Raw genomic sequence first — 15,443 nt, 5'->3', positions numbered from 1 at the left:
TTACCCAGGATTGTCGGGTAGTTTTGCTCACCGTGAGAACAAATCCGACCTGGTGGCATGGCTCGTCGTTATCCGTGGCAGAATGGGGCCGTGACCGTCGCCCAGCCCAGCTTGCGCATTGCGTTAGTGGCGCGGCGGCACATCGATCTCAAGCGTGTCTGCAGCTGTAGCTGTCCGGCTTGACCCCGTAGACCCGCCCACCTGTACGTCCAGCTGGCGCCGGATCTGCGGCCGCCGCAAATCCCCGGTGAGTCGCCCGTCCACGCTTGCACAGCCCGCGAAGGAGACCTTCGAATGACCACAGCCCGTCCCGCTGCGCCCGACAAAAAGACTCGAAGCGAGGGCCAGTGGGCGCTGGGGGATCGAGAGCCGCTCAACCCCAACGAGGAGTTCAAGCAGGCCGGCCCCCCGCTTGAGGTGCGGGAACGCATCGAAAACGTCTACGCCAAAGAGGGCTTCGACAGCATCGAGAAGAACGATCTACGCGGCCGGATGCGTTGGTGGGGTCTATACACCCAGCGCGAGCAGGGCTACGACGGCTCGTTCACCGGCGACGACAATGCCGATTTGCTGGAAGCCAAATACTTCATGATGCGGGTGCGCTGCGACGGCGGCGCGCTGTCGGCGGCGGCACTGCGCACCGTGGGCCAGATCTCCACCGAATTCGCCCGCGACACCGCCGACATCTCCGATCGAGAGAACGTGCAGTACCACTGGATACGGGTGGAGGACGTCCCCGAGATCTGGCGTCGGCTTGCCGAGGTCGGACTGCAGACCGCCGAGGCGTGCGGGGATTGCCCGCGCGTCATCCTGGGGTCACCGTTGGCCGGTGAGTCGCTCGACGAGGTGCTCGACCCGACCTGGGCGATCGACGAGATCGTGCGCCGCTACATCGGCGACCCCGCCTTCGCCGACCTGCCTCGCAAGCACAAGACCGCGATCTCGGGACTGCAAGATGTGGTGCACGAGGTCAACGACATCGCATTCATCGGTGTCAACCACCCCGAGCACGGCCCCGGCCTCGACCTCTGGGTCGGTGGCGGACTCTCCACCAACCCCATGCTCGGCCAGCGGGTCGGCGCCTGGGTCCCGCTCGAAGAGGTGCCCGAGGTATGGCACGCGGTGACGTCGATCTTCCGCGACTACGGCTACCGGCGACTGCGGGCCAAGGCGCGGCTGAAGTTCCTGATCAAGGACTGGGGCATCGAGAAGTTCCGGGAAGTTCTGGAAACCGAGTACCTGAAGCGTCCGCTGATCGACGGCCCGGCGCCCGAGCCGGTCAAGCATCCGATCGACCACGTCGGCGTTCAGCGGCTCAAGAACGGGCTCAACGCGGTCGGGGTCGCCGCGATCGCGGGACGCGTGTCCGGCACCATCCTCACCGCGGTGGCCGACCTCGCCGAGCAGGCCGGCTCCGACCGGATCCGGTTCACGCCCTACCAGAAGCTGGTCATCCTCGACATTCCCGACGACAAGCTCGACGATTTGATCGCCGGCTTGGAGGCACTCGGATTGCAGTCACAGCCGTCGCACTGGCGCCGAAACCTGATGGCGTGCACGGGGATTGAGTACTGCAAGTTGTCCTTCGCCGAAACCCGGGTCAAGGCACAGACGTTGGTGCCCGAGCTGGAAGCCCGGCTCGAAGACATCAACTCGCGACTCAATGTTCCGATCACCGTCAACATCAACGGCTGCCCCAACTCGTGTGCGCGCATTCAGGTCGCCGACATCGGCTTCAAGGGCCAGATGGTGGACGACGGCGACGGGAACTCTGTCGAGGGCTTCCAGGTGCATCTGGGCGGCAGCCTCGGCCTCGACAGCGGATTCGGCCGAAAACTGCGCCAGCACAAGGTCACCAGCGACGAGCTGGGCGACTACATCGATCGAGTGGTGCGCAACTTCCTCAAGCACCGCAGCGACGGGGAGCGGTTCGCGCAATGGGCACTTCGCGCCGAGGAGGGCGATCTGCGATGAGCAGCGATGTGGCCGATCCGGCCTACGCCGCCCTGCGTGAGCTCGCCGCCCGAGGCGCGGCCGAATTGGAGGGCGCCAGCGCGACCGAGCTGCTGCGCTGGACCGACGAGAACTTCGGCGGTATCAACGGGCCACGCGGCTGGGCGACGTGCAATTACATCGTCGCCTCCAACATGCAGGACGCCGTGCTGGTGGATATGGCGTCCAAGGTGCGCCCCGGCGTACCGGTGCTGTTCCTGGACACCGGCTATCACTTCGTCGAAACGGTCGGCACTCGCGACGCGGTCGAATCCGTCTACGACGTACGGGTTCTCAACGTCACGCCGGAACACACAGTTGCCGAGCAAGACGAACTCAAGGGCAAGGACCTGTTCGCACGAGACCCCGGCGAATGCTGCCGGCTGCGCAAGGTCGTCCCGCTGAGCAAGGCGCTCAGCGGCTACTCCGCCTGGGTGACCGGGATACGCCGGGTCGAGGCACCGACCCGCGCCAACGCGCCGCTGATCAGTTTCGACGAGGCGTTCAAACTGGTGAAGATCAACCCGCTGGCGGCATGGACCGACGACGACATGCAGAACTACATCGACGAGCACGATGTCCTGGTCAATCCGCTTGTCTACGAAGGATATCCGTCGATTGGCTGCGCCCCCTGCACGGCCAAGCCCGAGGAGGGTGCCGACCCGCGCAGCGGGCGTTGGCAGGGGCAGGCAAAAACCGAATGCGGGTTGCACGCGTCGTGATCGCGTCGGCGACGATGCAGAGCGAAGCGATACGGAGGGGCGGCGCCATCCAGCCTCAGCTCGTGCTGACAGCACATGGAAGCAAGGATCCACGGTCGGTGGCCAATACGCAGGCCGTCGCCGACCGGCTGACGGTCATGCGGCCGAATCTCGATGTGCGACTGGCATTCCTGGAACACAGTTCACCGAGCCTGACCGACGTGCTCACGTCGCTGGATGGCCCAGCGGTGGTCACTCCGCTACTGTTGGCCAACGCCTACCACGCTCGGGTGGACATGCCTGCCCAGATCGCCAGTTGCGTTACGAACCAACACATATCGCAGGCTCCGGTGCTCGGCGAGGACGACCGGCTGGTGTCGGTGCTGCGCCGGCGCGTGACGGAGTTGGGAGTCTCGCGCCTCGACGATAGTGTCGGTGTCCTCATAGTGGCGATCGGCACGTCCGACCCGGCGGTGAACGAGCGCACGGGCCGGGTCGCTCCAAAGCTGTTGGCGGGCACGGGTTGGGCGGGCGCAACCACCGCTTTCGCCACCCACCAGGAACGCTCGCTGTCCGAAGCCCTGGGCAGGCTGCGCCGCCAGCGTGCCCGCCGGGTAATCATCGCGCCGTGGTTCTTGGCGCCGGGACTGCTCCCCGACCGGGTGCAAAGATTCGCCGCGAAGGCCGGCATCGAGATGGCGGCCCCGCTGGGTGCTCACCGTTTGGTGGCCGAGACCGTGCTGGATCGCTTCGCCACGACGGCCGCCGAGCAGATTGCGGCCTAACCCTCCATCGAATCGCTTGCAGCACTAACATGGAGAGATGGGCGACCGCGACACGCACGGCCTTGCCGAGCATTTGGCCGGGCTGCCGCACTATCACGTCGTCGCTCAAAACCGGAACAACGAGGTCATTTACAGCGACGGCCTCACCTGGCCGGGCGCCGAAGGATTCGCCGCGGACCTGATTTCACCGCCGCCGGGCGCCCCGGTCCCCGAGGTGGAACTGGTAGCGGTGTGGATTACCGAAGCCGATCCGCGCTGGTGCCCGTTCGCCCATGGCGACGACACGTCCGAATCCGACGAGCTGACGGTGACCGAATATATCGAGCGGCTAACGCAGCAACCGCCTTATTGGTCGACGCTGCAATAACACTCAGGCCGACGTCAACGTGCTCTGGTCCTCGTCGGCGCTGCCGGACGGCGCGGCATCGGTGATCGTGGACGGCACGCGGGTCGCGCGCACGTAGACGGTGTCCCCGTCCTTCAGGGCCAGCGCCTCGGCGTCGCCCCGGGTGATTTGGGCGGTGAAACTGCCACCGGTGGCCGCGCTGGTCAATTCGACGCGCACCTCGAAACCAAGTGCCACCACCCGGTCGACGGTAGCCCGGACCACCCCGATGGACTCGGCGGCGCTGTCTCCGCCGGCGATCGCCATCTCGGGATTGCGGCCGACCCGAATGTCGTGCGGGCGAACCAAACTGCCGTTCAGTGTCGAGACCGCACCCAGGAACGACATCACGAACGCGTTCGCGGGCGCGTCGTACACCTCGGTCGGGGACCCGACCTGCTCGATGCGGCCCTTGTTGAGCACCGCGATCCGATCGGCCACATCCAGCGCCTCGGCCTGATCGTGGGTGACCAGCACCGTGGTGACATGGACCTCGTCGTGCAGACGGCGCAGCCAGGCCCGCAGATCCTCGCGAACCTTGGCGTCCAGCGCGCCGAACGGCTCGTCGAGCAGCAGCACCTGTGGGTCGACAGCCAGCGCTCGCGCCAGGGCCATCCGCTGGCGCTGACCGCCGGAGAGCTGGTTTGGGTAGCGACCTTGAAATCCGCTGAGCCCCACCACTTCTAGCAGGTTGTCGACCTTCTCCTTGACCTCGGCCTTGGGTCGCTTGCGGATCTTCAATCCGTACGCGACATTGTCGCGGACCGTCATGTGCTTGAACGCGGCGTAGTGCTGAAACACGAAGCCGATGCCGCGCCGCTGCGGCGGAACCCGGGTGACGTCGATTCCGTTGATCGTCACGGTCCCGGTGTCCGGCTGGTCGAGACCGGCGATGGTGCGCAGCAGGGTCGACTTACCCGAACCGCTAGGGCCGAGCAATGCGGTCAGCGACCCAGTGGGAACCACGAAGTCCACATGATCCAAGGCCACGAAGTCGTTGTAGCGCTTGTTGGCGTCGCGAACGATGATCGCGTTGTCTGTCTTGATGGCGGTCATATCCGTGTCTCCTTGTCAAGCAACCTTATTCGCCCGTGCTCGGCGAACGTCGAGAATCACCTGGACGATCAGAACCGCCACCGCGACTCCCATCAGCAGTGTGGATAGCGCGTAGGCGCCGTACTCGGCGCCCCGGTTGTATCGGTCCGAGACCAGCGGCGTCAGTGTCTGCGACTTCCCCGGAAGGTTGGACGACACGATGGTCACCGCGCCGAATTCGCCGAGGGTACGGGCGATGGTCAGCATGATGCCGTAGGTCAGGCCCCACCGGATAGACGGCAGTGTGATCCGCCAAAAGGTCTGCCACCAACTAGAACCCAGTGTCGCGGCCGCCTGCTCCTGGTCGGTGCCCAACTCGTGTAGCACCGGCTCGACTTCACGGACCACGAACGGCAGCGTGACGAAAATACTGGCGAGGACGATACCCGGCAGGCCGAAGATGATCTTCAACCCGAAGTCTCGCTCGAAAAATCCGAACGCACCCGCCGATCCCCACAACAGGATCAGCGCGACGCCGACGATGACCGGCGAGACAGCGAAGGGCAGGTCGATGACGGCCTGCAACGCCCCCTTGCCACGAAACTTGTTGCGCGCCAGCACCAATGCAGTGGGGATGCCGAAGACCACGTTGAGCGGCACCACGATCGCCACCACCAGCAGCGACAAGTCCAGCGCCGATTGCGCTGCCGGCGTACTCACCCAGTCGTAGAACTGACCCAATCCCGGCTCGAAGGTCCGCCAGAGGATCACGGAAACCGGAACGATCAGCAGCACAAAGAGGTACGACAGGCCAAGATAGCGAGTGAGGTAACGAACCCACGGTGACGACGTCACGAGCTCTCCTCTCGTCGCGCGGCCCGGGCACCCACCAGCCGCAAAATGAAGAGCAGGACGAACGAAATCAGCAACAACACAATCGATATCGCCGCGGCGCCGGTTCGGTCGTCGTTCTCGATCAAGGTCCGGATCCACTGCGACGAGACTTCGGTCTTGCCGGGGACGGCCCCACCGATCAGCACCACCGAACCGAACTCGCCGATCGCCCGCGAAAATGCCAGGCCGGCGCCGGACAACAGAGACGGCAGCAGCGACGGCAGGATGACGGAGGTGAAGATCTTCGGGCCACTGGCGCCCAGCGACGCCGCCGCCTCTTCGGTCTCACGGTCGATTTCCAGCAGCACCGGCTGAACCGCGCGCACCACGAAGGGCAACGTCACGAACGCCAGCGCCACCGCCACACCCCACGCGGTGTGCTGCAGGTGCAAGCCCACGGGGCTGTGGTTCCCGTAGAGGGCCAGCATCACCAGGCTGGCCACGATTGTGGGCAGCGCGAACGGCAAGTCGATGACCGTATCGACAAGTCGTTTACCGAAGAAGTCGTCGCGCACCAGAATCCAGGCGATCAACAGACCGAACACGACGTTGACCACCGTGACACCGAGACTGATGGTCAGGGTCACCCGAAACGAATCCACTGCCGCGTGCGAGGTGACCGCCAGCCAGAAGGCGTGCCAGCCACCACCGGCGGCCTGCCAAGCGATTGCGGCCAGCGGGAGCAGCACGATCACCGAGAGCCATACCGTCGCCACCCCGACCCGCAGCGAGGTGGTGCCCGGCCGGACGAAGGAATCCACCGGCCGGCGCGGTCCGTTGCCCTCGGGCTCGTCGGGCTGGGCCCGGATCGCTTCGGGATCCGGGAGGATCGCCGCCGTCATCCGGTGGCCTTCGTGTAGATCTTGGTGATGCTGCCGTTGTTCTTGTCGAACAACTGCGGATCCACCGTGGCCCAGCCGCCCAGGTCGGCGATGGTCCAGAGTTTCGCCGGAACCGGGAACTGGTTCCGGAACTCGGCGGCGACCGCGGGATCGACCGGCCGGAAACCGGTCTGCGCCCATACCCTCTGCGCCGCGGCGGTGTATTGGAAGTTCTTGAACGCGGTCGCGGCGTCCAGGTGCGCGCTGGTCGTCACCACCGCCACCGGATTCTCGATCTTGAAGGTCTGGCTCGGGTTGACGTGTTCGACCGGTTTGCCGGCCCGTTCCGCGACGATGGCCTCGTTCTCGTAACTGATCAGCACGTCGCCGCTGCCCTGGATGAAAACATCGGTGGCTTCGCGTCCCGAGCCGGGGCGCAATTTGACATGTTCATGCACCAACTGGCTGATGAAGTCGATGCCGGCCTGGCTGTTCCTGCCGCCATCGCTCTTTGCGGCGTAGGGCGCCAGCAGGTTCCACTTCGCCGAACCCGAACTCAACGGGCTGGGTGTGATGACCTCCACGCCGGGTCGCAGCAGGTCGTCCCAATCCCGAATGTTCTTCGGATTGCCCTTGCGCACCACCAACGACACCACCGACCCGAACGGGATGCCCTTGGTCGCATCGGTATTCCAATCCTTGGAGACCTTGCCCGCCTTGACCAAGCGGGTGATGTCGGGTTCCACCGAGAAGTTGACCAGGTCGGCCGGCTTGCCGTCGGCCACGCCGCGGGATTGGTCGCCGGAGGCTCCGTACGACGTGATCACCTGCACGCTCTTGCCCTCTTCCGAACCATTGAACGCGGGAATCACCTTGCTCCACCCCGGTTCTGGGACCGAATAAGCGACCAGGGTGATCGTCGTATGCGCATTGGACAGGCCACCGCCGCCCACCGCGTCGCTGGGACCGGGGCTACACGCCGCGACGACAACCGAGATCAGTGCGAGCGCGCCGAAAGGTCGCCAGCGCGATGCGCTGACGCTGTCCATATGCATTGACGGCCTTTCGGTGCGGGCTTATGGATATCGGTCCCATTGCTGCGGAAAGGCATTGAAAACGTCAGGGAAATTCGCGAACTCCCTACCAAACCGCGCGCGGGTGGTAGTTCAGCGACAACAGTGCACGAAGACATCACATTCCGGGGCTGCGGATGTCAGGTGCATGGCGCGAAGCCTAACAGGAATTCACTGTCCCGCCACCGGACCGGCCCCCGGCGCAAGTCGGCACACCCGCCTCAGTGCGTCACCCACCACGCGACGATCACCAACACGACGAGCGTGACGAGAACCAACGTCACATGAGACCGAGGCATCCCCGATTACCTGGACGTCCCATCGACCTGACGGGCGCGCCGCAACAGTTCGATCCCTTTGCTGAGCACCGCGTCCAGGGCCACCGCCGCAAAGTAGGCCACCGCCAGCACGACGGGCATCACCACCATCGCCTGCAGCACGAAGGGAAGTCCGGAAATCCACAGCTCATTTCCGTCCCACCAATTGAGGAACCCGCTCACCGGGCTCACCCTATTCGTCGCGGAACCCGAAACTCCAATATGTGAAGATCGGCGGGTGGCGGTCGCATCCGAGGAAACCACCTGTGTGATTGCCGGCGGCGGTCCGGCCGGCATGGTGCTTGGCCTGCTGTTGGCACGCGGCGGCGTAAGAGTCACCGTGATGGAAAAACACGCGGATTTCCTGCGCGACTTCCGCGGCGACACCGTGCACGCCAGCACGCTGCGGCTGCTCGACGAACTCGGTTTGGGATCGCGCTTCACCGAGCTCCCCCACCGTCTGATCGACAGTATCCAATTGGAGATGCAAGGCCAGCCGTTGAACCTCGACCTCTCCCGGCTGCCGGGCGCGCATCAGCACATCGCCCTGGTGCCCCAGTGGGACTTTTTGGAGATGTTTGCCAGCGCGGCCGAGGCCGAACCCTGCTTCCAGCTGTTACGCCGCAGCGAGGTGACCGGGGTGGTTCGCGACGGCGACCGCGTCAGCGGCGTCACCTACCGCGACTCGAGCGGTGAGAGCAAGCAGATGCGCTCGTTGCTGACGGTGGCCTGCGACGGGCGCGGGTCCACGGTGCGCTCGGCGATCGGATTCGAACCGCGGCGGTTCGGCGCCCCGATGGACGTGTGGTGGTTCCGGTTGCCCCGGCATCCCGACGACCCGAGCGGACTCGCCGGCAGGTTCGTGTCCGGACACGGGCTCATCATGATCGACCGCGGCGACTACTACCAGATCGCCTACATCATTCCCAAGGGTGCCGACACCGAGATGCGAGCCGAGGGCATCGAAGCGCTGCACCAGGTGCTGGTGGGACTGGTGCCCTGGCTGGCCGACCGGGTCGGCGCGCTGGCTTCGTTCGACGACGTGAAACTGCTTGACGTGCAACTCAATCGGCTGCGCCGCTGGTACACCGACGGCGCCCTGTGCATCGGCGACGCGGCGCATGCGATGTCGCCGGTCGGCGGGGTCGGAATCAACCTCGCGGTCGCCGATGCGGTGGCCACCGCGCGCTTGCTGGCCGGCCCGCTGCAAACCGGCCGGGTAACCACACGAGAACTGTTGCGGGTGCAGGTAAGGCGCTGGATACCCACCGCGATCATCCAGGCCGTGCAGCGGACGATCCACGCGCAGGTGGTCGCCGAGGTGGTGGCCGGTAGCGATGGCGAGGCGCCGCGGGGCGTTCGGCTGGCAGGCCGGTTGCCGGCCCTGCGGCGAGCCCTCGCCTACTTGGTGGCGATCGGTCCGGTGTCCGAGCACGCGCCGGAGTTCGCCCGACCCCACGGGTAATCCGCCGGCACACGCCGCCACGGCCCAGCTCGGCAAAAAATGGACGCCGGGCGGGTCGACAGATGATGATGGCGAGATGGTCATGCACGCCGAACCCGCCGACCAGCCCGCCGCCGCAGCTCCCGCGCAGGGGTTTCCTCCCGACCGTCAGTCGCCGCTGGCGTCGCCGCTCGATTTCAGCGCGCCGGCGGCATTCACGTCCGGCAGCGCGCTGCGCAACCCGTTTCCGCCGATCGCCGACTACGCATTTCTGTCCGACTGGGAAACGACGTGCCTGATCTCCCCCGCCGGTTCGGTCGAGTGGCTGTGCGTGCCCCGGCCGGACTCGCCGAGCGTGTTCGGCGCGATCCTGGACCGCAGCGCCGGCCATTTCCGGCTCGGCCCGTACGGCGTCTCGGTGCCCTCGGCCCGCCGTTACCTGCCCGGCAGCCTGATCATGGAAACGACCTGGCAAACCCACACCGGCTGGCTGATCGTGCGCGACGCGCTGGTGATGGGTCCCTGGCATGACATCGAGCGACGGTCCAAGACGCACCGCCGCACACCGATGGACTGGGACGCCGAGCACATCCTGCTTCGCACCGTGCGCTGTGTCAGCGGCACCGTCGAGCTGGTCATGAGCTGCGAACCGGCCTTCGACTACCACCGCATCGGCCCCACCTGGGAATACTCCGCCAACGCCTATGGCGAGGCGCTCGCTCGCGCCAGCAAGCAACCGGACGACCACCCCGAGTTGCGCCTGACCAGCAACCTGAACATCGGGCTAGAGGGCCGCGAAGCACGGGCGCGCACCCGGATGAAGGAGGGCGACGACGTGTTCGTCGCGCTCAGCTGGACCAAGCACCCGGCGCCGCAGACCTACGAAGAGGCCGCCGAGAAGATGTGGCAGACCACCGAGTGCTGGCGGCAGTGGATCAATATCGGCAACTTCCCGGACCATCCGTGGCGGGCCTATCTGCAGCGCAGCGCGCTCACCCTGAAGGGCCTGACCTACTCTCCCACCGGTGCGCTGCTGGCCGCCAGCACCACATCGTTGCCGGAGACACCGCGGGGCGAGCGCAACTGGGACTACCGCTACGCCTGGATCCGCGACTCGACCTTCGCGCTGTGGGGCCTGTACACGCTGGGCCTGGATCGCGAGGCCGACGATTTCTTCGCGTTCATCGCCGACGTGTCGGGAGCCAACAACAACGAGCGCCATCCGCTGCAGGTGATGTACGGGGTCGGCGGCGAACGCAGCCTGGTCGAAGAGGAACTGAACCACCTTTCCGGCTACGACCACGCGCGGCCGGTGCGGATCGGCAACGGCGCGTATGACCAGATCCAGCACGACATTTGGGGCTCGATCCTGGATTCCTTCTACCTACACGCCAAGTCACGCGAGCAGGTTCCCGAGACGTTGTGGCCGGTGCTCAAGAAGCAGGTGGAAGAGGCGATCGCGCACTGGCGGGAGCCCGATCGCGGCATCTGGGAGGTACGCGGCGAGCCGCAGCACTTCACGTCGTCGAAGGTGATGTGCTGGGTGGCGCTGGACCGCGGGGCCAAACTGGCCGAACGGCAGGGCGAGAAGAGCTATGCCCAACAGTGGCGGGTCATCGCCGAGGAGATCAAGGCCGACATCCTCAAGAACGGAGTGGACTCCCGCGGCGTGTTCACCCAGCGCTACGGCCACGACGCGCTGGACGCCTCGCTGCTGCTGGTGGTGCTGACGCGGTTCCTGCCGCCCGACGACCCTCGGGTGCGCAACACCGTGCTGGCGATCGCCAACGAACTCACCGAGGAAGGTCTGGTGCTGCGTTACCGCGTCGAGCAGACCGACGACGGATTGTCCGGCGAGGAAGGCACATTCACCATTTGCTCGTTCTGGCTGGTGTCCGCGCTGGTCGAAATCGGTGAGGTGGCACGGGCCAAGCGACTGTGTGAGCGGCTGCTGTCGTACGCCAGTCCGCTGCATCTCTACGCCGAGGAGATCGAGCCGCGCACCGGCCGGCACCTGGGCAACTTCCCGCAGGCGTTCACCCACCTGGCGCTCATCAACGCGGTGGTACACGTGATCCGCGCCGAGGAGGAGTCCGACGGCTCCGGGATGTTCCAGCCCGCCAACGCGCCCATGTAACGTAAGTCGTTGTTCAGCAAAGCCTTTCACTCGACACGATAGGCGGGGCGATGAGGGCGGCCGCACCGCCCGACCCGCAGACGCCGCTGCACGCCGGATCCGTTGCGCTGGCGACGGTGCCGAACGGCAAGGTGACGTTGATCAGGTCTCAGGACACCGGATCATGGCGGGTCGTGGTGGCCGCTCCGGACGGGACGGATCAATCCATGGACGTGTCGTCTGACGGAGTCACCCTGATGGTCGGGCCGACCCCGACGAACGAAAGCGACACCGACAAAGCCCAGACCCGCGCCTGGGCGCAGGCCGCGCGGGTGGACTACCGGGCGGCGGCGGAAAAGATTCTGGCCACCATCGCGGGCGCCTCGATCAGCGAGCTGAGCCTAGGCGACAGCAACGGCACCACCGTGTGGCAAGCCGTCGCCTGGGACAGCTACATCGTCGAACATCGGGTCACGATCGATGCGGTGTCTTCGGACGTGATCGCCAACAAGCAGGTGTAACCGTCAGCTCAGCGCGCTCACCTTGTCCATCATGGCGTGCGCGACGGCAACCGCATCGGCCATGGCGGACGGCTGATCCGTCAGGTCGGTGCTGCCGACCAAGGCGACCTCGACCTCGACCAAGCAGTTCCCCCGCACTCCAACGGCACGAACTTCAGGGACGGCCTGCAGAATCGAATTCTCGCCGGGGTCTCGCGAAACACTCGCCGCGACAACCGAATCCGTAACACGCACGCCGCTGATGCCGTCCTGGGCAAAACTGCTCGAGGGCACCGTCAACGTCGTGCCATCGCAGCGCCGCCACTGATCGGTGAACTTCGCGAACAACGCGTTGGCGTCCGCCGCGGTGGGGAACGCGACGACGCCCTCTGCGACATCGGTCGCGGTTGCCGAGGCCCCTGCCTGCTGCCACAGCGCCCGAGCGATGTTCTTGACGCTGGCCGACGGGTAAGCGGCTTTATGCGTCATGTAGACGACGCCCACGCACTCGGCGGGCGAAGCCAATGGGTAGTCGTCGACCAACATCTCGATGCCACCGAAGGACGGCGGGAATTGCGAGACGACCTGAAACGTGCGGCCCAGAAGTTTCGACACGGCACCGGCATCCAGCAGTACCTGCTTGACCGTTTCACCAAGCACCGGATGGGGCAGCTGATTTCGTGCCGGAACCGCCTTGCCACCGGTTGCCGCGGTACAGCCGGCGACCAGCACGACAGCGACCAGCGGCGCCACCCTGCACCACCGGCGGCCGCTCATTTCTTGGCTTTATCCCCGGCCGCATCGGTGGACAGCGCCGCGACGAAAGCCTCCTGCGGAACATCCACGCGTCCGATGGTTTTCATCCGCTTCTTGCCTTCCTTCTGCTTTTCCAGAAGTTTGCGCTTGCGGGTGATGTCTCCCCCATAGCACTTGGAGAGTACGTCTTTGCGGATCGCGCGGATATTCTCGCGGGCAATGATTTTCGACCCGATCGCCGCCTGCACCGGCACCTCGAACTGCTGGCGCGGGATCAGTTCCTTGAGCTTGGTGGTCATCTTGTTGCCGTAGGCTGAGGCTCCGTCCTTGTGCACGATCGCACTGAACGCGTCGACCGCCTCGCCCTGCAGCAGGATGTCGACCTTGACCAGATCGGCCAGCTGCTCGCCGGCCTCCTCGTAGTCGAGGCTGGCGTAGCCGCGGGTGCGCGACTTCAGCGAGTCGAAGAAGTCAAAGATGATCTCCCCCAACGGCATCGAGTAGCGCAGCTCGACGCGCTCCGGCGACAAGTAGTCCATACCGCCGAGCTCGCCGCGACGCGACTGGCACAGCTCCATGATGGTGCCGATGAACTCGCTGGGCGCGATGACGGTGGTCTTGACCACCGGCTCGTAGACCTCGCGGACCTTTCCTTCGGGCCAGTCCGATGGGTTCGTCACCACGATTTCGGTGTTGTCCTCCTTGATCACCCGGTAGACGACGTTGGGCGACGTCGAGATCAGGTCGAGGTCGAACTCGCGCTCCAGCCGTTCGCGGGTGATCTCCATATGCAGCAGACCCAGGAAGCCACAACGGAATCCGAAGCCCAGCGCCACCGACGTCTCTGGCTCGTAGGTCAGGGCCGCGTCGTTGAGTTGTAGTTTTTCCAGCGCATCGCGCAGGTCCGGGTAATCCGAACCGTCCACCGGATACAGCCCCGAGTAGACCATCGGCTTGGGTTCGCGATAACCCGTCAGCGCCTCCTTGGCGCCGTTGCGGGCCGTCGTCACCGTGTCACCGACCTTGGACTGGCGGACGTCCTTGACCCCGGTGATCAGGTAGCCCACCTCCCCCACGCCCAGCCCCGCGCTGGGCTTGGGTTCGGGCGAGACGATGCCGACCTCGAGCAGCTCGTGCGTGGCGCCGGTGGACATCATCGCGATGCGCTCGCGGGGCGTGATCTTGCCGTCCACCACCCGGACGTAGGTCACCACGCCGCGGTAGATGTCGTAGACGGAGTCGAAGATCATCGCGCGAGCGGGCGCGTCGGCGTCGCCCTGCGGCGGCGGCACCTCGCGCACGACGTGGTCGAGCAGGTCGGTCACACCCTCGCCGGTCTTGCCGGACACCCGCAGCACGTCGCCGGGTTCGCAGCCGATGATGTGCGCGATCTCGCCCGCGTAGCGCTCCGGGTCCGCGGCCGGTAGGTCGATCTTGTTGAGTACCGGAATGATGTGCAGGTCACGGTCCAGCGCCAGGTAGAGGTTGGCCAGCGTCTGAGCCTCGATGCCCTGTGCCGCGTCGACCAGCAGCACCGCGCCCTCGCACGCCTCCAGCGCGCGCGACACCTCGTAGGTGAAGTCGACGTGGCCGGGGGTGTCGATCAGGTGCAACACGTAGTCGGTCCCGTCGAGTTGCCAGGGCAGCCGCACGTTCTGCGCCTTGATCGTGATGCCGCGCTCCCGTTCGATGTCCATCCGGTCCAGGTACTGAGCACGCATCGACCGTTCGTCGACGACGCCGGTGAGCTGAAGCATCCGGTCGGCCAGCGTGGACTTGCCGTGGTCGATATGAGCGATGATGCAGAAGTTCCTGATCTGCGCCGGCGCGGTGAATGTCTTGTCGGCGAAACTGCTGATGGGGATCTCCTGTGCTGGTGAGAGTTCAGGCGCTTGACCGGCGGTTCGCGGTATGTCCAGGGTATCTATGCAGGCTGGTCGAGACACACTCGGACACAGTCGCCATCGGTCACTCGCGTCTAAACTGCACCTATGGCGTCCGGCCGGAAATCGCAATGGAGGACCTTCCAGCGGTTTGCCCAGAACGCGATCGTCTACGGGGTTCCGCGACTCATTCAGCAGGTACAGACCGCGCATGCGGTGTACCGCGAGATCGAGCAGGTGGTGAAGACCACCGCGAACGCGCGGGCTTCCGGCGCCGACGCGGGGTCGGCGTCGCTCACCGAGGGCCGGCCGGTGACCAGCGACAGCTTCCCCACCGCACAACGGGCCCGCAAGGTCGTCTACGCCCCAGACCTCGACGGCCGGGCCGATCCCGGGGAAATCGTCTGGACGTGGGTGGTCTACGAGGACGATCCCACCCGCGGAAAGGACCGCCCGGTCCTCGTCGTGGGCCGTGACCGTGGCGTCCTGCTCGGGCTGATGCTGTCCAGCCAGGAGCACCACGCCTCCGACCCGGATTGGGTCGCGATCGGCGCCGGCGACTGGGATTACGAGGGCCGGGAAAGCTGGGTGCGGCTGGATCGGGTGCTCGACGTGCCCGAAGAGGGCATCCGCCGCGAGGGCGCGATCCTGCAACGCGAGGTCTTCGACGTGGTGGCCGCCCGCCTGCGCACCGACTACGCCTGGCGCTGACTCGTGCCATCGCCAACGGCGAAAAGGGCG

The 15,443-nt window shown here is 65.7% G+C and carries 16 protein-coding genes; 9 read left to right on the top strand and 7 right to left on the bottom strand.

Going from position 1 to position 15,443, the window contains the following annotated elements; genetic code table 11:
* Positions 1-57: 57 nt before the first annotated feature.
* The 5 genes from G6N54_RS31780 (at position 58) to G6N54_RS27575 (ending at position 3,845) form a co-directional block, all read left to right on the top strand.
* Positions 58-183, top strand: a complete 126-nt coding sequence (locus G6N54_RS31780; RefSeq protein ID WP_372513276.1) for an Ms4527A family Cys-rich leader peptide — start codon at positions 58-60, stop codon at positions 181-183.
* Between the two features lie 111 nt (positions 184-294).
* Positions 295-1,974, top strand: a complete 1,680-nt coding sequence (locus tag G6N54_RS27590; RefSeq protein ID WP_163793779.1) for a nitrite/sulfite reductase — start codon at positions 295-297, stop codon at positions 1,972-1,974.
* Positions 1,971-2,714 carry a phosphoadenylyl-sulfate reductase gene (locus tag G6N54_RS27585; protein WP_163793777.1) on the top strand — a complete coding sequence of 248 codons (744 nt, stop codon included), beginning with the start codon at positions 1,971-1,973 and terminating at the stop codon, positions 2,712-2,714. The genes G6N54_RS27590 and G6N54_RS27585 overlap by 4 nt, the downstream gene beginning before the upstream one ends.
* Positions 2,715-2,728: 14 nt before the next feature.
* Positions 2,729-3,478 carry a sirohydrochlorin chelatase gene (locus G6N54_RS27580; protein ID WP_232073831.1) on the top strand — a complete coding sequence of 250 codons (750 nt, stop codon included), beginning with the start codon at positions 2,729-2,731 and terminating at the stop codon, positions 3,476-3,478.
* 37 nt (positions 3,479-3,515) lie between these two features.
* The gene (locus G6N54_RS27575) at positions 3,516-3,845 is read left to right on the top strand and encodes a hypothetical protein (protein ID WP_163793773.1); all 330 of its coding nucleotides are present in this window, start codon (positions 3,516-3,518) and stop codon (positions 3,843-3,845) included.
* Positions 3,846-3,848: 3 nt separating this feature from the next.
* Here the strand turns inward: G6N54_RS27575 and G6N54_RS27570 are convergent, their stop codons facing one another.
* From G6N54_RS27570 to G6N54_RS27550, 5 genes are all read right to left on the bottom strand, one after another.
* Positions 3,849-4,919, bottom strand: coding sequence for a sulfate/molybdate ABC transporter ATP-binding protein (locus G6N54_RS27570; protein WP_163793771.1), 1,071 nt, complete (start codon positions 4,917-4,919; stop codon positions 3,849-3,851).
* A gap of 15 nt (positions 4,920-4,934) precedes the next feature.
* The gene (cysW, locus tag G6N54_RS27565; RefSeq protein WP_163793770.1) at positions 4,935-5,753 is read right to left on the bottom strand and encodes a sulfate ABC transporter permease subunit CysW; all 819 of its coding nucleotides are present in this window, start codon (positions 5,751-5,753) and stop codon (positions 4,935-4,937) included.
* Positions 5,750-6,634: a sulfate ABC transporter permease subunit CysT gene (gene cysT, locus G6N54_RS27560; RefSeq protein WP_163793767.1), complete on the bottom strand. Its 885-nt coding sequence runs from the start codon at positions 6,632-6,634 to the stop codon at positions 5,750-5,752. Before cysT ends, cysW begins: the two co-directional genes overlap by 4 nt.
* The gene (locus G6N54_RS27555) at positions 6,631-7,662 is read right to left on the bottom strand and encodes a sulfate ABC transporter substrate-binding protein (protein ID WP_163793765.1); all 1,032 of its coding nucleotides are present in this window, start codon (positions 7,660-7,662) and stop codon (positions 6,631-6,633) included. Before G6N54_RS27555 ends, cysT begins: the two co-directional genes overlap by 4 nt.
* Positions 7,663-7,991: 329 nt before the next feature.
* Positions 7,992-8,195 (bottom strand): hypothetical protein, encoded by a 204-nt coding sequence (locus tag G6N54_RS27550; RefSeq protein ID WP_232073056.1) that lies wholly within the window; start codon positions 8,193-8,195, stop codon positions 7,992-7,994.
* Positions 8,196-8,241: 46 nt separating this feature from the next.
* Here G6N54_RS27550 and G6N54_RS27545 point away from each other — a divergent pair, with 46 nt between their 5' ends.
* The 3 genes from G6N54_RS27545 (at position 8,242) to G6N54_RS27535 (ending at position 12,084) form a co-directional block, all read left to right on the top strand.
* A complete protein-coding gene (locus G6N54_RS27545) occupies positions 8,242-9,468 on the top strand; it encodes an FAD-dependent oxidoreductase (protein WP_163793761.1) in 1,227 nt (408 codons plus the stop codon).
* A gap of 157 nt (positions 9,469-9,625) precedes the next feature.
* Positions 9,626-11,584, top strand: a complete 1,959-nt coding sequence (locus G6N54_RS27540; RefSeq protein ID WP_372513281.1) for a glycoside hydrolase family 15 protein — start codon at positions 9,626-9,628, stop codon at positions 11,582-11,584.
* A 50-nt stretch (positions 11,585-11,634) separates the two neighbouring features.
* Positions 11,635-12,084, top strand: coding sequence for a hypothetical protein (locus G6N54_RS27535; protein ID WP_163793757.1), 450 nt, complete (start codon positions 11,635-11,637; stop codon positions 12,082-12,084).
* 3 nt (positions 12,085-12,087) lie between these two features.
* On the opposite strand, the gene G6N54_RS27530 is transcribed toward G6N54_RS27535, so the two are convergent.
* Both G6N54_RS27530 and lepA read right to left on the bottom strand, forming a co-directional pair.
* Positions 12,088-12,840 carry a sensor domain-containing protein gene (locus tag G6N54_RS27530; protein WP_163793755.1) on the bottom strand — a complete coding sequence of 251 codons (753 nt, stop codon included), beginning with the start codon at positions 12,838-12,840 and terminating at the stop codon, positions 12,088-12,090.
* Positions 12,837-14,834 (bottom strand): translation elongation factor 4, encoded by a 1,998-nt coding sequence (gene lepA / locus G6N54_RS27525; protein WP_372513277.1) that lies wholly within the window; start codon positions 14,832-14,834, stop codon positions 12,837-12,839. The genes G6N54_RS27530 and lepA overlap by 4 nt, the downstream gene beginning before the upstream one ends.
* Between lepA and G6N54_RS27520 the strand changes: the two genes are divergently transcribed.
* Positions 14,811-15,413: a type II toxin-antitoxin system PemK/MazF family toxin gene (locus tag G6N54_RS27520; RefSeq protein ID WP_163793752.1), complete on the top strand. Its 603-nt coding sequence runs from the start codon at positions 14,811-14,813 to the stop codon at positions 15,411-15,413. The two genes, lepA and G6N54_RS27520, sit on opposite strands and share 24 nt — an antisense overlap.
* Positions 15,414-15,443 lie beyond the last annotated feature (30 nt).

Origin of the sequence: Mycobacterium stomatepiae, assembly GCF_010731715.1 — a bacterium.
GTDB lineage: Bacteria > Actinomycetota > Actinomycetes > Mycobacteriales > Mycobacteriaceae > Mycobacterium > Mycobacterium stomatepiae.
Note: the sequence above shows the minus strand (reverse complement) of the source record. Positions and strands in the feature narration are given on the sequence as shown.